The 21,361-nt window shown below is 56.2% G+C and carries 16 protein-coding genes; 8 read left to right on the top strand and 8 right to left on the bottom strand.

What is annotated here, in order from left to right; translation table 11 throughout:
• Positions 1–32: 32 nt before the first annotated feature.
• From K227x_RS16985 to K227x_RS16980, 3 genes are all read left to right on the top strand, one after another.
• Complete coding sequence (locus tag K227x_RS16985) at positions 33–719, top strand: hypothetical protein (protein WP_145171303.1); 687 nt, start codon at positions 33–35, stop codon at positions 717–719.
• Positions 716–853, top strand: coding sequence for a hypothetical protein (locus K227x_RS30660; protein WP_218933319.1), 138 nt, complete (start codon positions 716–718; stop codon positions 851–853). The genes K227x_RS16985 and K227x_RS30660 overlap by 4 nt, the downstream gene beginning before the upstream one ends.
• Positions 854–976: 123 nt before the next feature.
• Entirely contained in the window at positions 977–2,065 is a 1,089-nt protein-coding gene (locus tag K227x_RS16980) for a peptidase M42 (protein ID WP_145178003.1), read from the top strand.
• Positions 2,066–2,163: 98 nt separating this feature from the next.
• Here the strand turns inward: K227x_RS16980 and K227x_RS16975 are convergent, their stop codons facing one another.
• Together K227x_RS16975 and K227x_RS16970 are read right to left on the bottom strand one after the other, a co-directional pair.
• On the bottom strand, positions 2,164–4,149 hold the full coding sequence (locus K227x_RS16975; RefSeq protein ID WP_145171301.1) for a LamG-like jellyroll fold domain-containing protein: 1,986 nt from the start codon (positions 4,147–4,149) through the stop codon (positions 2,164–2,166).
• A 537-nt stretch (positions 4,150–4,686) separates the two neighbouring features.
• On the bottom strand, positions 4,687–5,898 hold the full coding sequence (locus tag K227x_RS16970) for a transposase (RefSeq protein ID WP_218933267.1): 1,212 nt from the start codon (positions 5,896–5,898) through the stop codon (positions 4,687–4,689).
• Positions 5,899–6,400: 502 nt separating this feature from the next.
• Here K227x_RS16970 and K227x_RS16965 point away from each other — a divergent pair.
• A complete protein-coding gene (locus K227x_RS16965) occupies positions 6,401–8,053 on the top strand; it encodes a hypothetical protein (protein WP_145171300.1) in 1,653 nt (550 codons plus the stop codon).
• Between the two features lie 13 nt (positions 8,054–8,066).
• Here the strand turns inward: K227x_RS16965 and K227x_RS16960 are convergent, their stop codons facing one another.
• The gene (locus K227x_RS16960; protein ID WP_145171299.1) at positions 8,067–8,675 is read right to left on the bottom strand and encodes a response regulator transcription factor; all 609 of its coding nucleotides are present in this window, start codon (positions 8,673–8,675) and stop codon (positions 8,067–8,069) included.
• 830 nt (positions 8,676–9,505) lie between these two features.
• Between K227x_RS16960 and K227x_RS16955 the strand changes: the two genes are divergently transcribed.
• The 3 genes from K227x_RS16955 (at position 9,506) to K227x_RS16945 (ending at position 13,305) form a co-directional block, all read left to right on the top strand.
• A complete protein-coding gene (locus tag K227x_RS16955; protein ID WP_218933318.1) occupies positions 9,506–9,910 on the top strand; it encodes a response regulator in 405 nt (134 codons plus the stop codon).
• 294 nt (positions 9,911–10,204) lie between these two features.
• A complete protein-coding gene (locus tag K227x_RS16950) occupies positions 10,205–10,609 on the top strand; it encodes a DUF3859 domain-containing protein (RefSeq protein ID WP_145171294.1) in 405 nt (134 codons plus the stop codon).
• Positions 10,610–10,719: 110 nt separating this feature from the next.
• Positions 10,720–13,305, top strand: coding sequence for a beta-propeller fold lactonase family protein (locus K227x_RS16945; RefSeq protein WP_145171292.1), 2,586 nt, complete (start codon positions 10,720–10,722; stop codon positions 13,303–13,305).
• 527 nt (positions 13,306–13,832) lie between these two features.
• On the opposite strand, the gene ribH is transcribed toward K227x_RS16945, so the two are convergent.
• The 5 genes from ribH to K227x_RS16920 form a co-directional block, all read right to left on the bottom strand.
• Positions 13,833–14,363, bottom strand: coding sequence for a 6,7-dimethyl-8-ribityllumazine synthase (gene ribH / locus K227x_RS16940; protein ID WP_246145866.1), 531 nt, complete (start codon positions 14,361–14,363; stop codon positions 13,833–13,835).
• Positions 14,353–15,879: a transcription termination factor Rho gene (gene rho / locus K227x_RS16935; protein ID WP_145171288.1), complete on the bottom strand. Its 1,527-nt coding sequence runs from the start codon at positions 15,877–15,879 to the stop codon at positions 14,353–14,355. The genes ribH and rho overlap by 11 nt, the downstream gene beginning before the upstream one ends.
• Before the next feature lie 142 nt (positions 15,880–16,021).
• Positions 16,022–16,666 (bottom strand): dephospho-CoA kinase, encoded by a 645-nt coding sequence (gene coaE / locus K227x_RS16930; RefSeq protein WP_145171286.1) that lies wholly within the window; start codon positions 16,664–16,666, stop codon positions 16,022–16,024.
• Positions 16,667–16,937: 271 nt separating this feature from the next.
• Positions 16,938–17,801, bottom strand: a complete 864-nt coding sequence (locus K227x_RS16925; RefSeq protein ID WP_218933317.1) for a peroxiredoxin family protein — start codon at positions 17,799–17,801, stop codon at positions 16,938–16,940.
• 240 nt (positions 17,802–18,041) lie between these two features.
• The gene (locus K227x_RS16920; RefSeq protein WP_145171282.1) at positions 18,042–18,773 is read right to left on the bottom strand and encodes a zinc ribbon domain-containing protein; all 732 of its coding nucleotides are present in this window, start codon (positions 18,771–18,773) and stop codon (positions 18,042–18,044) included.
• A 195-nt stretch (positions 18,774–18,968) separates the two neighbouring features.
• Here K227x_RS16920 and K227x_RS16915 point away from each other — a divergent pair, with 195 nt between their 5' ends.
• The gene (locus K227x_RS16915; protein ID WP_246145865.1) at positions 18,969–21,263 is read left to right on the top strand and encodes an AMP-binding protein; all 2,295 of its coding nucleotides are present in this window, start codon (positions 18,969–18,971) and stop codon (positions 21,261–21,263) included.
• Positions 21,264–21,361: the final 98 nt, after the last annotated feature.

The raw sequence follows: 21,361 nt of genomic DNA, 5'->3' as shown, positions 1-21,361 counted from the left end.
CAGAATCCGCAAGAACAAACGAAGGCCACGCAATGGGATTTTCGATTCAGTACCGTTCGACAGAGGCGGTGCATCCGGCACGTGCCTTCGAGATCAAGGCTGATGCTTCCTGTTTATCGTCCGGCTTCACTTGGGCGAGCTGCGAACCGGTGGTTTTGGAACAGCAGTCCGATGGTCACCTGATGGGGACCAGTATGCCGAATTTCTTCGCCGAACCCGCCGAATCTGATCCAACGCAGGATCCCGGTACATCCGCGTCTAGCCCGGATGCTCAGCCACCGGCTGCAGACCAGCAGCTGCCCGATGGGACCGTCTTGGCAATGACGGACGTCTTGTGCGAACTATCACGTCGCCACAAAGTCGACTGGCAAATCGGACACGAATTCGAGTCCGAGCCCATTGGCGAGATCCGCCGCGGCGTCATGGATCCGAGCCTTCGCGAGCAATTGGAAGCGTTCAGTACGATCGGCACGCTTTTGGATGAACTGACCGAACAGGACGAGCCGGATGAAATCCCAAAACCGCCAAGCAAGCCGGCGAATTTCTGGGAACCTTCGACTCTGCCGCTGCCAAAGCGAACCGACGATGCTCCGTCGGGCAACCGAACCGGGCCTGGGCAGGCGAAACCAGGCAGATCCAAACCAGGCAATTCGAAGTCACCATCGGATCAGGACGACGAGGACGAGCCACGGGTGTTGAAGTTTCCCGGAACCGAATGACCCTAATCCTTTTGTTTTTACGCCATCCGCTAGATTCGCAGATGGCTGGATCGGGAATCGATCTGCGTTCGATGAAGCAGGAAGGAAGTTTCACGGTCGCCGTTCGTTTCACACTAGCTGGCAAAGCAGGCTAAATCGCATCACAAAGATCTGGTGGAAAATCATCCGATTGGCTAGCGTCATTCTTGTCGCCACCACTCGAGAATTCCACGATGCCGATCCCGACCCGATTTGACAAAGCAGCCCGCCAGGTTTCCATGACCGACGATGTTCCTGAGCCAAACACCAGCGTTCATAAGCCGCATGTGCATGGTGAATTGGACGACTTTTTGATCCTGCTTCGCGGGCTGGTTCGGGAACCATCCATCGTTGGCTGCGAAGACGCGTTCTTTCGTGTGCTGAGACGCGAATTGGATGAATTGCCGATCGAAGTGACTCGCTATCACGGGTTGCTGGTCGCTGACGGCGGGGACCCCAAGGGCCAAATCTTATCGGCACATGTCGACAGGCACGGTCTGCTTTGCACCGGGCCAAACGAATTTCAGTATGCGGCCTTCATCATCGCCAACCGCGGCGAGATGACCGGCGATAGTGTGTCCGAGCAAACGATGGAACTGATCGCGGATCGTTTCCACGGCGAACGCGTCCAAGCGCACACACCCTACGCGGGCAGCTACCTTGGACAGGGCACGATCACAAGATCATTCATCTGCCAACAACGTCGCAATCTGATCTTTGAAGTCGAAGGGTTGGAATTTTTGCAGCCCGGGACCCCCGTTTCGTTCTTGGACCGGTTGGAGGTCGCCAACGGTTTCATCAGCGCCCAACTGGATAACGTTCTATCGGTGGCCATGATGATCTACCTGTTCCGCAACGGGTTTCGTGGCACGGCATTGTTCACCGCCGGGGAAGAAGCCGGCCGCAGTTGGCAATACGCGCTGGCCTGGTTTCAACGCCAAAATCGGACCACCGACCGCATCATCGTTTTGGATACCAGTCCCTTTGCGACGCCCGAAGCAGCGTCGGCTCAAGACGTGGTGCTAAGAACCGGGGATGCGTCCGCGAAGTTCGCACCTGCCGTCACCCAGGAACTGGCACGCCGTTGTGACATCATGGGCATAAGCTATATGTTCAAAGACAAATACGTCGCGGACCTGAACGCGACTCGCGAAAAGCCGCTGTCGCTAGGTCGGACAGAACTAGGACGCTTGGCAACCGCCACCGAAGGACGCATCAATGGGACAACGCTTCAGGTTCCCACCACGGGCTACCACACGGCCAACGAAAAAGCGTCGCTTGAATCTGTCCAAGCGACGCTAAAGTTGTTGAAGTCCTACATCCGCTAGTGGTGCAGGGATCGATCGCAACCCCGTCGCCGCATCGCGGCTGGATTGGCCGCGACGGTGATTGGTGCGGTGAACGAATCATTCACCGTGATCTTTCGCTACTTCACTGGGACAAGCACCGTCGTCTTGCCCAACATGCCCATCGAAGCCGACGGACTTTGGTCCAACACGAATGGTCCGATGACGCGATCCAAGTGCAACATCAGGCGAGTGTTCTCGGAAACCGAAAGACGTTGCTGAGGCTTGAAATTCGATTCGTAGACGGCGCCTTTGCTGATCCGTATTTCGTCAATCTGACCCAAAAACGGCCGTACCGCGTTGCCGCTTAGATCGGGATCAGCACCGACGAACAGGGGCAGTTCATTCAGCGTTCGTTTGCCCTGGCCTGCTTTAGACCCAACCAGTTCACCGTCAACGTAAATCTTCACTTCGGTTCCGTCGTAGACGCCAGCGATGTGAGCCCAAGTGTCGTTGCGAAGTACCTTGGTGGCTTTGGCCGAAACGTATTTGCCGGCCAAGTGGACATCAAACTGTGGCACACCCTCGTCCATGAAAATCGCGAACTCGCTGGACTGAGTTTTAGCGATCGCCGCTAGCATGCCAGCCGATTGCGCCGGTCGGAACCAGCCTTCGACGGTGAACGGTCCCTGTGGCAGTCGCAGATCCGACGATTGGAAACGAACCGCATCGGACGGCTTGGTGATTTCCAAGCAGTGGTTGGGCTGGTCGACGAAGTAGTCGGCTGGAACGGCTGACAACTTCAGGTCAACCGGTGCAGTAACAGGCGGCAGTTTGATTCTTGCCGACTGGCCAACGTATTCCAGATCTAAGCGAACGCGTGGAATGGTCAGTGTCGATTCGGGATCAGCCGGCCGACGCATCGACATTTGAATCGTCTTGGATTCTCCCGCCGCCAACTGCCAATGGTCATGGTCAAGCGATGATCGCCAATCCCCACCGGTGGTATCCAGCGATACAGTGACATCGATCGGTCGTGGTGCAGGGTTCTTGATCAGGAATTCAACAACGCCTGATGCGGTCCCATCGGTCGCCAGCATCAGGGGATCGCCTGTGTGTTCAGGACGCACCTTGCGAGCCAGGTCGACTTCGGCCAGGAATTCGGGAGTGAAATCGGTGGGGTCGATGACCGAACCGATCGGTAGAGCGGCCACGGTCACACCGCTTGGACGTACCGTGACAACGTTCAGGTGGTGCAGGAATCCAGCATCCGGAATGTCCGCCGACAGGTGGCCGCCGGTGGTCGCCAAGGTGTAGTAGGCGATTCCATCCTTCGGACCGTCGAAACGCATGTGGTGAATGTGACCGGCAAAAACCGCGTGCACGTTGCCAGCCGATTTCAGCATCTGGTGAACGACATCCCAGTTGCCGTCGGTGTAACCGCGGCCAGTCCATCGTGGGTGGTGCAAAAACACGAAGACGTGTTCACAGTCTTGATGCTTTTCGAGTGCCGACTTCAAAAATTGAAGCTGTTCGTCGCTCATCGTTTGCAGACGGCCTTCGTTGAATCCCTTGGTGTTGGATTCGCGGTCGCCCTCGTCGCTGTACAGCACTACGAACGCCGATTCCTTGTGCTCGAACGAATACCAAAGTGGGCCAAAGTGCTTTTCATAACTGGCTTCGTGTTGACCTTCGGGCGGCTTCGTTCGGCCTCGCCAATAGACGTCGTGATTCCCTGCGACCGGAAACCACTTCATGTTCAGGTTGTCCATGATCTGTTTGTATTCCACCATCTGCTCCATCCACTCGGGCGTTTGGTTGTAGCCCTGGATCAGGTCGCCGACCGTCATGACCAAGTCCGGATCAAGCAGGTTGGTGTCGTCGACCGCTTGTTCCAGCACTTTCAGTCCCGCTGGCACGCCACCGGTTCGGTCGCCGTAGACGATGAACTGGAATGCATCTTCTTCCTTTGCCATGGGCAACGTTCGCGAATCGCCTCGCGTGGTGAACAGCTTCCCCTGGTCTTGGTGGGAATGATCACCATGGCCTTCGTGGGCGCGGACGCCATCACTGGCCAACGTCCAACAGCAAATGCATGCCGCAATCACAAGGTTCAATCGATTCATAGCTTTCGCACTTGTTTCCAAACAGAGTCAAAAATGGAAGTTTTGAAGCAGCAGATTCTAACGACCCATCTGCATGCCGACTAACCACAGCATCGATGAATGTTTTGCAAAGGTGAGATGATGATTCGCGCTGGTTCCACCATCACGTTTGCTGGCGTCGCCTATCGCCACCGAATTGCATCCGACTAGTCTAGTCCAGCGATGCGGCCACCGCAGACTTGTCGGCGGCCATCGCAACCTATGCCAAGGTGGGGGGCCGGGGGATATTGAATTCGAGCTTGGACTTTTCCCAGCAGTTCCCGGTCGCCCTTCGCTATTGGGTGGTGAGCGTGGAGTGGAGGTGCATTTGAAGGCTGGTCGAGTTGTCGTGGCCTGCTGCGATGGTGATTTCGTGCCTTCGGAACTGACGTCCCACGCTCGTGGGGCGTCCCTAACGACAAATCGGAGTGAGAGTGCTCGGCTGGGCGCGTGCGTCACCAGTGCTGAGGCCAAAATCGACGTTTTAGACCGCTGAGGTTACGCTACTTCTGGCCGATCTTATCCACGAGGCGGCGGAACACCCATCGCCGATCCACTGAGCATCGCTTGCCAAAGTTCGGCAAACGATTCAAACACGAAGTGATTCACATGGCTGCGAAGCTTTTCCCACAACGCTCGGCGACTCTTGAACTTCTCCTGCACCGAGGCAAACAGCGGACAGCATGCTTGCTGTACTTGGTCAACCATGAACGCTAAAAACATCAGCAGCATCAGTACCGTTGATAGGTTTTGCTTTCCATGACCGTAGTTGTGTTCAAAGTGATAGCCTTGATTCTTGAGCGTATTAAACGTCTCATTCTCAATCCGCCAGCGACTACGACCTCCCGCGGTGAATTTCGATAGCAGCGAACGATCTAACGTGACGTTCGTCACCCAACTGAATCGCTTGCTCACTTCGCCGCTATCGTTGTCGTATTCAAAGTGCTGCAGAAAATTCACTCGCAGAGATTGATTCGACGCATTGAGCGCCAGGTCACTGACGTACTGGGTCTCGCTTTGGATGACGCGGTTACCGATCGGGTCAACCCGTGTGAGTGTTTCGATTCGGTCTTCGTCGCCCGCAGCAATCACTTGATCGAACAAGTGAGCGTGGTCACCCGGTTTTGCACCGAGCAAGTAACTCATCTTCAGATCTTTCAGGTCGGCGATGTGCGGAGCGTTGCTGGCCAGTCCGTCTTCGACCACGATCAGCTTGATCTTCGGATAGAGCAAGCGAATTCGCCTCAATAGGCGTCGTGTCGCATTGCGTTCGCAATCGTTTTTGGTTTCTCCGTCTTGTTTGACGATGGGTTCGATTGCCAGTGGGATGACGACTTTCTGGTCGGGATGAACGAGCACCGCGGCAACCGCTTGATGCACATACTGAATCTTGCCACCACTGGTTTTACGTTCCAAGCACTCGGGGCAATGGATCTTTGAGGAACAGAAGTATCCAGTGCCATCGATCGCTAGCAGGTAATGATTGTTGTGGAACGCGAACTCTCGCAGGACGTTCCCGCGTTGAAGTTCGTGGAAGATGTCTGCAAAGGCTTCGTTGAGATGACTTGTATCGATACCATCAAGGATCTCTCGCATGGACGTATCGCTGGGAATAGCGTCGATCCCGAAGAGTCGTTTGATGGCAGGTTCGCCGGACCGTTCTTCAAAAGCTAACAGTGATGGGTCTTTGAGTGAGAACATCGCAAACGCAGCCAAGAGAGTATCCACCATTGGATAAACCGTCCCGGATTGTTCCCGCGCGTCGGGGACCGATTGAAATCTCCGGCGTAACGTATCGATGAGTGCATCAGCGCAAAGGAATCGCCGCAACTTGGGGAACGGGGGCGCCGGACGGGTCATGATCGATCGCCTTGGACGAGAGCGAAAGCCGTCCATTGGAGCGTCAACCCCCGGCTCCAATCAAGGCTTCATCCAATCGCGACACGCTAGCAAATCACCACACCGTATTTTACGGGATTTAGCCAACCGCCGGGAACTGCTGGACTTTTCCTTTGTCCACGAATCATTAAGACCATAGAATGGTCCCTTGCCCTGTCCTTGCCATGGCAAACGACCTTCCGGTCAGAACGATCTCGGCTGAACTCCGACGCGCTTGGCCTCCGACGCAGCTGGCCTCCGACGCGATTGACAGCCGGAACCTGGCTTGCGATTGCGTCAGCTGACGACAAACGCGACGGCAGCGTCGCTAATCATCTCGTAACGAAATTACATCATGCTGAAGCTCTACTCTGCGATCGCCGTGTCGTGTGTCTGGTTGGTTGGATTCGGGTTGTCGGTATCGCCCGCACGATCCGATGAACCGACACCAATTGCAAAGCCGATTGCGGTGGATATGGCCGGGTACCTGTTGGTGCCTCACCAACAGGTGGCGGAAAAATACGACGCGGGATTTTCGTTGTACGTATCCGCTTGGCCGCTATTGGACACGTATCCTGGGAACCGATTTCAGACCGGTTTGTTCGGCACGTGGATGTTTGCCAAGTCCGACCAGAAGCGATCGATGGAAACCTACAGTGATATCGAAGGTGGTTTGGGATGGTGGCGCGACACTCGGTTCGCCACAGAGACACCGAAGTTCATCATGGGCGGGGTCGCCAAAAGTTTTAGTGAATGGGCCAATGGTCCCGGCGCCGGCAAGGGACGTGACTGGTCCAAGCCAAACGGTAAGTACGGAATCGCGCAGCTGAGTCCGTACGTGGTTTGGCCACCGGATGGTTTGAATCTAAAACAGGGGACCAGTGGCGAACTGTTTGGTTACGGTTACCTGCCACTACCGCTTGCCGAATCGAAGGACACGACGAACGGCAAACCGGTGCCAACCGGCGATCAATGTTGGACCTTGTTTTTGAACAGCGGAAACTTCAAAGGGCCTGTCGCATTTTTTCTGCCCTACTTTTGGTCCAAACCCAGCGTGACCGATCCTGCCTATAGCGGTGCATTCTTGGATAGCCGACCGGCGAATCCGAACAAGGCGATCCAGATGGAAACGCAGTACGTCCCTGCATTCCAAGCCACCGATTCACAGGGGGTCACGTTCGCGCGGATCGCACCCACGTCCTTCCCGCGAAATGCAGACGGTGAATCACCCGTCGTTCATCAGGTCACCGCGTACAGCCGGGCCGCACTTTGGGATTCGGTCCAAAGTTGGTTCGGCGGCGGGGAACCGGTTGCCGGCAAGATTGACACTGACGCATTGGCTGTCCACGCTTTCAAGCCCAATGGTGGGTCAACGTGGCGAATCTTTCCCACGTCCGCCAAAAGAGAGGACAAGGTCGCGATCCAGTGGGACGCCTTCGCGACGCCGATCACGCTGGGCCCGACGACCTATGGATATCGTTGGGACAAAAATCTTGTCACGCAAACAGAAAATGCCAATATCCCGTTGGTGACATTGCCACAGTACTATCGTTTGACCACGGACGGTGAATCGAAATCCAAGTGGGTGGCGGTTGCGCCGGCGGACGTCCCCGCGGAAACCGGTTTGGCGGACGTTCGGTTTCAACGCCCCCCACAGAAGACACCGGACGCCTATGTGACGCCTTCGGAACCGGCCAGCAGTTGGAAAACGCCGGGACCAAGTGCTGGACCATTCGATCTGACATTGGGCGATGGCAGCACCGTCACGTATTTCTGGTATCGCTTTGCAGATCAACCAGCACTTCTAAACGCTGATTTGACGGATCAAGAACGCGAGAGGATGCAAGCCAAGGTTGAAAGGCTTCATCGCCATTGGAAGAGCGATACTCAATATCTTCCCCCACCGGCGTTCGGTGCACTTGCTGATATCGATCCAGCATTGCTGGTAACACCGCCACCAGGAATGGAGGTCGGTTTTGTTCCGATCGTGACTCGGCAGGGACGCTAGTTCCCGCCGCCGTTCAGTCGGGTTGGCCGGTTAGCCAAATCTTGACCATGCCGGCAATCGAGGTGACTTCGAACTTGCTAAGGATCTTCGCCCGACGCGACTCGACCGTTCGCAGGCTGACCTCCAATCGAGAAGCGATCACCTTGTTTGCCAGCCCTTCTATCAACAGGCGGACGACTTCACGCTCGTGATCGTTCAGGCTGTCGATCTTCTTCTTTGCGTGTTCTCGTTCAGCGTCTTTGACGCTATTGCGGTTGTCCAGGCGGATTGCTTCCAGGATCCCAGCCCATAGCTTGTCGTGGCTGCACGGCTTCTCGATCAAACTGATCGCCCCGCCTCGCACCGCACGAACCGTCGACTGCGTGTCGGGGAACGCTGTGACCACGACCACGGGGATGGTCAGGTCTTCCTGCTGCAGTCGTTCGATCAGATCGATCCCGCTCATGCCTGGCATGCGCTGATCGGTGACGATGCACGCCGGACGCTGTCCCTTGTAATCGCTTAGGAACGCCTCGGCAGAGTCGTAGTCCTGAACGGGCAGTGACATGGTTGCGATCAGTTCGACGACGACTCGTCGCGAATCGGCGTCGTCATCAATGACGAATACAATCGGATCAGACATGAACAGTGCCAACTACAACCGGTAAAGAGAGTGAACGGGGCATCAATGGCGACGGAGTATGCACTGAATACCCAAGATGGTTATATCGCCGATCCCTGGTTAGGTAGGGTAGCACAACCCCCTGTGTCGAGCAATCAGTTCCAGAGCAGCGCGGAACGAAAACTAGACGTTAAAGATAACGTTGGTGCGTCGATGGAACATATCTGCACATTGGAATAGCGATGGGCCCTCATCTACCACCACCGGAGGCAAAAGATTTTTATCAACGATCGATCGGTCAACACACGGATGTCAGTATGGAGGCCACGCATGGAACCGCTGCGCCGCCCGCGACGTGGACGATCGATCTAGGTTTGCTCTGTCGTAAATCGGCTTGCGGATCAAACCTTTGACGGTTGGTCTGCCGCGGCGTGCCAAGCCAAGAATGCGGACATTGCAGTCAGACTTGAAACCCTAAGGCAAATTTTCGTTGTAACGGATATTCCGGCAAGGGGAGGAGGGCGTCGTCGCTACAGAAAGATGCATGCCCAGCGCATCTATGACGGGCCTCTGACAGGGGTGGTTTGAAATAGCCCACGATGGTTGATGAATCCATTGTTTGGGATTCACCCGGTGCCAAAATACGACTGTTGAACGCTTGTCTTTCAAAATTTGATAGATGCCATTCAGTTGTCTTTGCCGGGATCGCGGAACGAGTCGTCTATGGTGCCTGGGACGCTTGGTGACGGTCAACCGCACTATCAAACGCATCTGCAGGCACGCCCCCGGCACTGCCCAGAAGTCCGGTCGGCATGCTAATTGCTTCCAAGAGTTGGTTCTGGAGGCACACAATGTTGAAAAAGTTAGATCAGACCCAACCCGATCCGAATCGGCCCACCGTTTTGGTTGTCGATGATACCGCGGTGATCCGAAGGGTTCTGACCAAAATTCTTGAAGGTCTTGGATACACGACGATCGTCGCTGACGACGGTCAGACGGCATGGAGGGCGATCGTTGATTTTCATCCCACCGCCGTCGTGACAGACCTGGAGATGCCCAACATGAAGGGCGATACGTTGGTCGCTGAAATTCGCGGCAGTAGCGACGCCAGAATCGCGGACATGCCGATCATCGTGTGCAGTTCGAAATCGGATGACTTCACGGTTGCGCAGCTGAAGTCCCTGGGGGCCGACGCGTTCCTGTCTAAACCTGTGTCTAGCCAGATTCTGACCCAAGCCGCCAATCGGCTGTTTTGATTCCAAGCCGCAGATCCGTCCGGCTAACGTCCGCACTGCCGCTCGCGTCTTTGTCTAAGAAGCAATCAAAGGCAACTTCGCCATCGCCTGGGGGATCGGAATGACTCGGTTGCGGGAATTCGGTTCACTCTGCGAACGCCGGCATTGTGTCTGTGCCTTTCTCTCGCAATTTCGCCGTGCGTCGCGGTAATCGACCCAGTCGTATAAAACTTGGGTGTCGCACCGATGGCTCGACTTACAAAGGCGTTCTTGGGGATGTGCGAAGTTGGATTGTGGACCTGATTTGAAGATGAGATGGCGAAGCGAAAACCCGAGATCCGAATGCGTACCTTTGGCATCTATTCCCATTGGGACGCAGAGTCCAAAGAATTGCCTCGCTTCCGACAGTCCACGACGCGTGTCCGTGCCGACGTTGGCGTCGAGTTTGGCTTTGTCGTGAACGTCAAGCACTGCAAGAACCAGCCGCTGACCTACTGCATCGACCACCCCGGAATCAAAGACGAAAACGGCCAGCGTCGACTGCCGTTTGATGGTGTGGTCTATATCAAGACGAATGACTGGAATTTCTACTTGGGTGACACCGTGTGGGAGCCCGTTGCGGATAAACTGGGCGATTGGTGTCTAACGCTGCATCTAGACGGTGCGATCGTTGCTGAGAAAACGTTCTGTTTGCATCTCGATGACGAAGTGTCCAGCTGACGCATCAACCAGCGCCGAACCATCCAAATGACCGCCGCCTGACTTGGTGAACGTCTGGGACGGTTCGAAGCGGTTGTAGTGCTACTCTTGAACTTAGGTCCTGGTGATCGATGACCCATCCGTTTGCTTCGATACGATCATTTGTGCAAAGTCTGATTCCACGCAGCCGGCGATGGTGCCCCGGCAACAGCTGGATCTTCGCGGCCGTCGCGATCGGGGGCTGCGCACTGCATTCGATTGCCAGCGCCGGCGATCAACCCATGGTGGTGTCTCTAGCCGGATCCGGGCAGTTGGCGGTGGTGTCGGTAGCCGACGATGGCAAGCTGACCGTGAAATCACAGACGGCGATGGAAGGGCGTCCGGGGGCGTCCTGTTTTGACGCGACCGGTCGGAATCTGTATGTCGGATCGGATTCACCATCCAAGATTGCGGTCCTGCGTCCCGATGGGGATGGTCTTCAATCACTGCAAACGGTCGACGTTCCGGCGAAGCCGTCGTTCCTTGCGATCGATCCATCAGGACGATTCTTGGTCGCTTCGTACTATCAAACCGGGCAAGTATCGGTTCACCGCATCTTGGGCGAAGGTCGTCTGTCGAACCGCCCGGTGCAGTTGCTGGATGTCGGTCCGCACGCACACTGCGTGACCTTCGACTCACATGGGAAATTCGTATTTGTTTCCCACACATCGTCCAATTCGATCTCGCAGTTTGTTTTCGATAACAAATCCGGGAAACTGGTTCCCAATACGGACGTTCGGCTGCAGCGAGAACCTGGGTCGGGGCCACGGCATCTTGGATTTCATCCTGGCGACAAGTTCGCCTACGGAAGCGACGAACAGGGGCTAAGTGTCACGGCGTATCAGATCGACTCGTCCAGCGGCACATTGGCACGCCTGCAAACTTGTTCGACGGTGCCGGCCAATTTTGACGGCAAGGGAACCGCATCCCACGTCGAAGTGCACCCCAGTGGGAAGTATGTCTATGTCGCCAATCGGGGCCATGGAACCATTGCGGGGCTAACGATCGACGCAGAGAGCGGCGCACTTGAACGGTTCCAGAACGCCGCGACAGAACCGGTCGTCCGATCATTCTGCATTGCGCCCGACGGCCGCTACTTGGTCGCCGCTGGCCAGAGGTCAGACATCCTGGTCAGCTACCGGATCGCCGATGATGGGCGTCTGGAACCGGCGGACAAGCTAACGATCGGTGCAACACCTTGGTGGGTCACTTGCTTCCGCGCCAGCCAAACGCCCGCCCAAATCAGTACAGGGAAAAACGAACGCCGCGCCGATGCAATGTCCGCCGACGGCCGTTCGTCCAGCCCAGTGCCTGCGTCTGGCCAGGCCACGTTGTCGCTAGGGCAGGGCACGATGGCTGGTGAAGTGGGTGAATCTTCGGCGTTGCTGCAAACACGGCTAACGCTGGGCACGGCATTGAACGCCGATTTGGATCTTGTCGGCAGCCCCGGCGTTGCTCGGTTTGAATGGTCGACCAGTCCGGACTTTGCGGATGTCAAACGCAGTCCCTGGCAAACGTCGGTAGCCCAGCGTGACTACATCGTTCGCGTCACTGCCGACAATCTGGAACCCGATACAAAGTATTTCTATCGAGTCATCTTCGGCACTTCCCCATCCAACACAGACACTGGACCAACGTGTTCCCTTCGCACCTTGCCGGGGCCCGGCGGATCGCGACCGGTAAAGTTGATCGTTGGCAGTTGCATGAACTACATCAAGTTCATGCACGGTCGGGCTGGAAATGCGGGTGGCCCGTTGACCGCCACGCCGGAAGATAAACGCTTGGGGTTCCCTGCGTTTGTTTCGATGAAAGATGCGATGCCAGATTTCTTTGTCGGCACTGGCGATATCGTTTATTACGACAACCCGTATCGGGTCTCCACGACCGTCGAAGAATTGCGGCGTTGTTGGCACGAACAGTTCCGCTTTCCCCGCATGATTGAATTCTTCCAGCACGTTCCTGCGTACTGGTCCAAAGATGACCATGACTACCGTTACAACGATTCGGATAACGAAACCGATCGCGCGCCGTTGCCGCAAACCGCTGTCCGTCTGTTCAACGAGCAGCTTCCGATTGCGGCGATCGATGTCGTGCAACCCCGCGCCTATCGCACGATCCGTGTCAGCCGAGACGTCCAGATCTGGTTGACCGAAGGACGCGAATTCCGGTCGGCAAACGACGCTCCGGATGGGCCCGCAAAATCAATGTGGGGCAAGGTTCAACGGGACTGGATCAAGAGCACGCTTCAAGACAGCGATGCCAAGTGGAAATTGATCATCAGTCCCACCCCGATGGTCGGTCCCGATGATGGCTACAAGAAAGACAACCACACATCGTTGGAGGGATTTCGGCACGAAGCGAATCAGTTCTTTGATTGGGTCGAACAAAAACAGATCGAAAACCTTTTTCTGGTCTGCGGCGACCGTCACTGGCAATACCACAGCATCCATCCAAAGGGTGTGAACGAGTTTGCCGTGGGTGCGTTGAATGACGAAAATTCACGCATGGGTGTGCTTCCGGGGGCTGAGTTTGGGACGGACCCAACTGGGCAAATTATCCAACCCTACACGTCGCGGGAACCGAGCGGCGGTTATCTGCAGATCATTGCCGGTGACTCGCTTGACGTGCAGTTCTTTGACGACCAAGCCACACGCCTTTATCGAATCGTGTTCCCGTAGGCTTCCGACGACGCAGATTCGGGGGCCCGTTGAATTTGCTTGAATCGCCAAACGGCGCTGTGACGATGCCGCCGGGAAAGATCTACCGCAGGTGGACGAATCCAAGAGCCCGTCCTGGCAACGATCGAACGTGCATCGTCGTGTGATTCGCCAGAATTCCTGACCGTCGGGATGGCGGTGGGTGGATCCAGGCGAATCCCAGCACTGCAAACGCTGGCGTTTCTCTGGCCTGCGATGCTCACCCGCCGCGAATCGCCACGCCAGCGGCTTACGGACTTCGTAACCCGACGCGTTACGGCGTGTGGATTGAGTCGTTGTTGAGAAAGTAGCGCCCGAATCACAACCCGAAGCGTGAGCGAGGGATCATGATCCTATTGAATCCCTCGCTCACGCAGCGGGTTACTAAAACAGCAGGCCGGTTAGCCCCGGTTCCTGGGTGAGGCAACCGAGGCTATCGACCAACGTTCCATTCAATCGACAAACTGACAACGACTTTCGCTGTCCGCTGGGGCACTGAGAACGAAGAATTAAACTTCGGATGCGAGTTTCTGGTTCAGACGCAGCAGTTCTAGGACCGCATTGGCGGCTTCGATTCCCTTGTTGCCAACGGCACCTTCTTTTTGGTCCGGTTGGGCAGCGCGGGCTTCGGCCTGGGCCTGTGTGTTGCAGGTTAGAACGCCGAATCCGATCGGGATGCCGCTTTCCATTGCCAGGTCCATCAGCGAGGTGCTAACCGCACGGTTGATGTGTTCGTCGTGCGTGGTTTCGCCCTTGATCACACAACCTAGTGCGATCACTCCAACGACTTCTTCGTCATCGATCGTGGTTCGCACGACCGTTGGCAATTCCCATGCACCGGGAACGCGTACGATCGGGATCAGGTGTTCGGGATAGCCCGCATCCAAAATTGTTTGCTTCGCACCATCGACCAACGCATCGCAAATTGCAGCGTTGTATCGACTGGCCACGATGACCACTTTGCCCTCGGGCAAGTCGCCGTCGATGCCATGGATTTCGCCTGGGCGAGCGGAGGATTCAGGCATCTTTTCAGTCGTCATCTTTTAGACTCAATAGGAATTCAGCGTTATTCTGGGTCTGACGTAGACCCTTGGTTAGTTTCATCATTGCGTCGGCCGGCGACATTTCAATGATATCGCGGCGAAGGTTTGAAATTCGGCGATACTCTTCGGGGTCCAACAACATTTCTTCGCGGCGGGTTCCGCTGCGGCTGATGTCGATGGCGGGCCAAACACGTCGGTCGACGAGAGCTCGGTCGAGCACGATTTCTAGGTTACCGGTTCCTTTGAACTCTTCAAAGATGATGTCGTCCATCCGGCTGCCGGTATCGACAAGGGCTGTCGCCAAAATGGTTAGCGAACCGCCTTCTTCGACTTTGCGGGCCGAACCGAACAGTGCTTTGGGTTTCTGCAGTGCACCCGCATCGAGTCCACCGGAGAGTAGTTTTCCGGTCGATTCGCCATCGGAGTTGTGGGCTCGCGCTAGGCGGGTGATCGAATCCAAGAAGATGACCACGTCGGTACCGGCTTCGACCATCCGCTTGGCCTTTTCAATGACCATTTGCGCGACTTGGATGTGACGCTGGGCGGGTTCGTCGAAGGTACTGCTGATCACTTCGCACTGCGGACCGCATACCTCGCGCTCCATGTCCGTCACTTCTTCGGGACGTTCGTCGATCAGCAGGATGAACGTGTACGCGTCCGGATAGTTTTTCAGGACCGCGCGAGCCATCTGTTGCATCAGAATCGTCTTGCCGGCGCGCGGTGGGCTGACGATCAACCCGCGTTGGCCGAACCCGATCGGTGTCAGCATGTCGACGACGCGAGTGGACATTTCCGCTCCGTCATGTTCCAAGATGATTCGGTCGTTGGGGTGCAGCGGTGTCAGTTCGTCGAATGGGATAACACTGCCACGTGCCGACGGATCTTGCCGATTGATCGCTTCGATCCGCAGCAATGCAAAGTACCGTTCGTTTTCCTTCGGCGGACGAATTTGGCCAGCAACGTGCGAACCGGTTTGCAGTCCGAATCGTCGGATCTGGCTGGGCGACACGTAGATGTCGTCCGGGCATGAAAGGTAGTGATACAGCGGCGATCGCAGGAATCCGAAGCCATCGGGCAGGATTTCAAGTGTGCCTTCGCCGTACATCAAGCCGTTCGCCTTCATGCGATGCTTGAGAATGCGGAAGATCAGTTCTTGTTTACTGATCGCGGCGCCTTGTTCGAACTCACCTTCGCTGGTGATGCCTTCCTCGGACGCCAACTGGATCAAACTGTCCAGCGACGACTTTTGCAGGTCCGAGATATTCCATTTTGGTTGCGAATCGTCCGTCGTGGGGATACCGACGCGCTGGCCCGCTTTGTTGGCTTCGCTGACGATTTCTTCGGGCAACGAAAGAGGGTCGCGTTCAGCGTCGAGTTCGCGAATGCGCTGGTCGACATCCTTGTCAGGGTGCCGTGGTCGACCATTGGATTGTCGTTGATCTCGGTGATCACGCGGCCCCGCCTTTCGGTTGGGGCCGGAGTTATCCCGAGAGGGATGCCGGTGAGCAGACATGATAGGTTTGAACGAAGAAGAGAGGAGAGCGGAGGGAGGCGGAGAAGGGCAGGTAGGATGAAGGCGAGACAAGAGGTGGGGATTTGGCTTGCCCTGCGACCGGCGGAACCGCCAATCGTGATCAGACTTAGTATCGGACTGCTCAGATGCAGTGGTCGGTATCCATCGCGGCTGCCCCCATGGACTGCCGTTGGATCAGCGCTTGGTAGTTTTCGCGAACGCTGTGAATCAGTTGGTCAAGTGAATCGTTGTTCTCTAGCACGAGGGTGCTGTTTTGTTTTTTGATGTTGATGTCTAGCTGGTTCGCCTGTCGTCGTTTCAATTCATCGGCATCCCAGCCGCGACGTGACGCTCGGTCCAATCGATTCGGAAAGCTTGAATCGACGCACCAGATTTCGTCGCACGCGACGTCCCACCCGGATTCGAAAAGGAGCGGCACATCCAGGATAGCAGCGGGGCGATTTTCGACACCAGCTTGACGAAGTCGTGCATCAATCGTCTGACGAGTCCGCGGATGCACGACGCTCTCTAGATATAATAGTGCGTCTCGCTTGGCATCGTCAGCCCCGAAAACACGCAACGCCAGCTTTGAACGGTCGATTTGGCCGTCATTACCGGCAATTTCGTTACCGAAGTGGCGGATCAGTTTTGCCTGCACATCGGCCGTTTGAAGGACATCTCGTGCGATCAGATCGGCATTGATCCAGGTAGCTCCCAGCTCCTGTAGCTGGCTCGCAACGGTTGATTTGCCGCCCGCAGGACTGCCGACGATGCCAATGACAAGCATGGATGTGAGCTTCAGGGTTGGAAGACGATCGGGAGGTGCAGGGGGTTCCGCTACCGGTAGGGCCCAAAGTCGGCGGTTTAAGGGCGATGACTTTCCCGCAGCAACCGTGAAATATTTTTCCTGGGCACGATCGCAATTTTGCGTTTGAATGTCGTTGGGTGGAGCAGACGAGTGCACAAACGGCGGCAACCGGTCGACCCCGACCACCCGATGGAACCCTTCCAATGGCCGAAAGTTCCGCAAAACCGACGAAACCACGCTAATGGAACGCCTACGAACCCAGCTGATCGACTTGTTCTAACAACGCTTTGATCGATGGCCGGTCCGATGGGCTAGCCCCAACGTAGGACAGCCGAACGTTTCCGTCGCGGTCAATCAAAAAGGTGGAAGGAAAGGCAAGGTGGGCAGAGATTTGAAGCTTCTTGACCGCCACTAGGTCTTCGTCAAGCAGAACGGGAAATGGGAAAGCGCTGGCCGTCGGTGACCTTCGAGTGGCATCTAGGAATTGCGGCAGTTGGTCTTTCGATCCCGGATAAACCAACAGGATCTCGGTGTCACGCCGCTTGAACTCGTCGTAGTTCGCGATCAAACGCGACGTTTGGGTCGTGCAGTACGGGCACAGCGATCCGTTGAACCCACGCGTGAACACCAACAGCACGTGCTTTTTGCCTTTGTACTGGCCCACGGTCACGTCGTTGCCCTGCGTATCGATGAAGCTCAGCCCAGCAATCGATCCATCGTCCTCGCGATTGCTTTTGACGTGGTCGGTGAACTCGATCTTATCGTCCACAGCGACCAATTGAGTTGCGACGGTTTGTGATTCGGGCGCGGAAGACGTGATTGTCTGGTCGCTGACCGCCGGCATGGTGAACTTGTCATCCGACACAGGCACCGGCGCGGCGTTGGCGGGACCGTTCAAGGTCGGCGCCACGGCAACCAGATTGGGCGACCCATCGGCGATCGCTGGATCACCGGCCTCGTTCGCACTGGCCCCGTTGGAATCCAAGACGCTCTTTGCATCGATCGCACTGTTGGCGGCGGCGGTTTCGTTCGCATCAGCGTCCGGGAGACGATTCTCTAGGCTGGGTGTACACCCGATCGTCACGCCCAATGCGACGCTGGAAAGAAGCATCATCAGGACAGGATGGTGGGCGCAGCGTCGCAAGATTGAGGTTCCAAATCGCATTGAATGACGGAATCGTTCGAGAAGATGGAATTGCGAAACAAGGCCGGGATGGCAGGCGCCGAGCGACGCAAAGACACTACGTGGGCGGTGGCGATAACGTTCTGAACGCTGAAGGCGGTGGTTTCCAAGGGATTCAGGCTTCTTGACGCTGAGCTTTCGCGGGGCTGAGTCTTCTAGCGACAGAGTCTTCTAGGGGCTGAGGTTTTCGGGGAAGTACAGGAACGCGTTGCAGTTGGGGCATCGCATCAACACCGACATTCGAAGCGTCTCGATGTGCTGGGTCGTTAGCGTCTGGTAGCACCCACCGCACGAATTTTCGTCGACCGGTGCCAACGCATCTTCGCCCTTTGCACTGGTGATCCGCTTGTAGTCGCCCAGCACGGCGGCCGGAATCTTGGCTTCGTAGGCCGCTAGCTGCTGTTCCACGCCAGCCAAGTCGTCTTTCAGGATGACCTGTTTCGATTCGACTTCTTTGACCCGGACGGTGTGTTCGGATTGTTGTTTCTTCAGTTCTGCTTCGGCTTCGGCAAGCGCTTTTTCCAGCACGTCGATCTGTTCGAGTGCTTCAAAGATTTCGTCGCTTTGGACCAAGTTGGCTTGTTCGTCGGCCGCGATCTGATCCTTCAGCGTGTTAAATTCTCGGTTGCTGGCGGCGGTATTCAGTTTGGCTTGCAGCTCCTTCATCCGCGCTTCGCGGGTCGCCAGTTGCAACTGTTTTTCGTCCGAGGTGACTTTCGCGGCCTTGATCGCCTGGCGGGCGCTTTCGACATCCGCGGTCGCTTTGGCCACCAACGTTTCGCCAGCTTTGATTTGCCTTGGTCCACGGTCGATTCGCGAGTGCAGATCGGTCAGCTGCCGATGGATGCGGTGCAGCGTGCGAAGAAGTTCGGTGCTGATTTCTATTTTCGATGCGCTGGACATTTTGTGGCCGTCGGAGGAAATACGCTTGCGATCAGCACTCCAGCATATCGCGCCTGGCCGAGTTGAGGTATTGGCGCCTTTTCGAGCCCTTTGCCCGGTCCAAAATGATCCGCTTTCGGATTGGTAGCGTGCCGGCGAGCAAAATTCGCTAAGTTGTGGCTCAATCCACGGCACATTTCACGTAGGGAACATCGAGTGAACGGTTGGCAAATTGCGTTGGCGGTCCTAGCCGCGGTCTTGGTTGCATTGCTGGTGATGGCGATCGTGTCACCCCGTCGGTTCGTGCGACTGCCATTCCGCATTCTGCTGCCGATTTTGTACCGCAAACGTGTGATCGGTCTCGACAATCTTCCCCGCGAAGGTGGATGCGTCGTGATCAGCAACCATCTTTCCTGGATTGACGGGATCCTGATCCTGTGGATGTTGCCCAGGAACGTCCGCTTTGTCGTCGATGGAGGCAATTTTACGCATCCGATCGCCAAGTATTTGGGCGACGCGTTCGACACGATTTTCATGACGGGAAATCCGAAATCGATCGGCCGAGCACTCAGGGCCGGCCGCAAAGCACTCAATGACGGCGACGTGGTGGGAATTTTCCCCGAAGGGACTCTCAGCCGGACTGGCCAACTGCAGGCCTTCAAAGCGGGCGTCACCAAAATCCTGAAAGGGACCGAGGCGCCGATCGTTCCCATGTGGATGGAAGGAATGTGGGGAAGCATCTTCAGCTTCTCTGGTGGCAAGTTTTTCTTCAAATGGCCCAAGCAGTTTCGACGCACTCTGACGCTGTACATCGGTGAACCTTTGCCGACAAAAACGCCGCTGGAAATTGCTCGAACCCGTGTGCAATCACTCGGCGCACGCGCGAACATCGATCAACGCAAACACTACCCCATCTTGGCCAAACGGATGATCCGGGTTTGGCGACGTCGTGGATCCGAACTGCAGGCCGCCGATTCGTTGGGGACCGAGGCCAGCGGACGCGACATGCTGATCCGGACCTTGGCCCTGCGGCGAACGCTGGCCCGCGAAGTGTTTTCGAAAGACGAACAGTACGTCGGCGTGCTGTTGCCGCCCAGCGTCGGTGGCGTCGTGGTGAACGTCGCCTTGGCCATGGATCGACGTATTTCTGCAAACCTGAATTACACCGTCAGCAGTGATGTCGTGAACCACTGCATCCGAGAAGTTGGCATCAAACACGTGCTGACGTCCGAGCGATTCATGTCCAAATTGGACCTGGACATCGATGCCGAAGTTGTGCTGTTGGATTCGCTGGCAAAGAAGGTCACCAAAATGGACAAGGCGATCGCCTTTATCCAAGCGACCTTGGTGCCGGCGTGGATCCTGGATCATGTGTTGGGGCTGTCCAAGATCGATGGTGACGATCTGTTGACGATCATCTTCACCAGCGGTTCCACGGGGATGCCCAAGGGGGTGCTGTTGTCCAATGCCAACATTAGCCACAACGTCGATGCGATCGAACGAGCCGTGAAGTTAGACACCAGCGATACGGTGTTGGGCGTCCTGCCGTTCTTCCATTCCTTCGGTTACTCGGTCACGTTGTGGGCAGCGATGGCGCTTGGTCCCCGAGGGATTTATCACTTCAATCCGCTGGATTCCAAACAGGTTGGCAAACTTTCGGAAAAGTATGGTGTCACCGTGTTGTTGGCGACGCCAACGTTCCTGCGCGGTTACTTGCGGCGCGTCAAACCTGAACAGTTTGCCAAGTTGGATGCGGTCGTGGTGGGCGCCGAAAAGATGCCCAAAGAGCTGTTCGATGGTTTCGAAAAACAATTTGGTGTTCGCCCGGTCGAAGGCTACGGAGCGACCGAGCTTAGTCCGTTGGTGTCGGTCAATATTCCTCCGTCCCGATCATCCGCGGTGTACCAGGCCGATCGTGTCGAAGGTTCGGTCGGTCGCCCCCTGCCGGGCATTGCAACACGCGTTCTGTCGCCTGAAACCGGCGAAGAAATGTTGGCCGGTGAAGACGGCATGTTGATGGTTACCGGTCCCAACGTGATGAAGGGATACGCCAACCAAGCCGAGATGACCGGAAAGGCAATTCAGGATGGTTGGTACGTCACCGGCGATATCGCCAACGTAGACGACCAAGGTTTTATCCATATCACCGGTCGGCTAAGTCGTTTTTCGAAGATCGGCGGTGAAATGGTTCCACACGTGCGAATCGAAGAGGAACTGGCCAAGTTGTTTTCCGAAGGCGACGACGACGATCAACTTCGTTGCTGTGTGACCGCCGTTCCGGATCCGAAAAAGGGTGAACGGTTGATCGTTCTGCACCTTGCATCCGAAAAGGATATCGACACGATTCGAAAGGGACTCAGCGAAGCCGGTTTGCCGAATTTGTTCATTCCCAGCCGCGATGGATTCCAAGAAGTCGACGCGATCCCAATGCTTGGAACGGGAAAATTGGACCTGAAGGGTGCCAAAGAAAAAGCGGCCGACCTAACGCAGTCGCCAAGCAGCACAGCCTGAATCCGCCTAAAGGCGGTACGACGAACGGTTCGCAAATTCGCATCCGGCGTTTCTCCAACCCGTTCGTAGTCCCGGCTTCAGCCGGTTTTTGCTACCGG

This window comes from Rubripirellula lacrimiformis, assembly GCF_007741535.1.
Classification (GTDB): domain Bacteria; phylum Planctomycetota; class Planctomycetia; order Pirellulales; family Pirellulaceae; genus Rubripirellula; species Rubripirellula lacrimiformis.
This window is presented reverse-complemented; position numbering and strand designations above follow the sequence as displayed.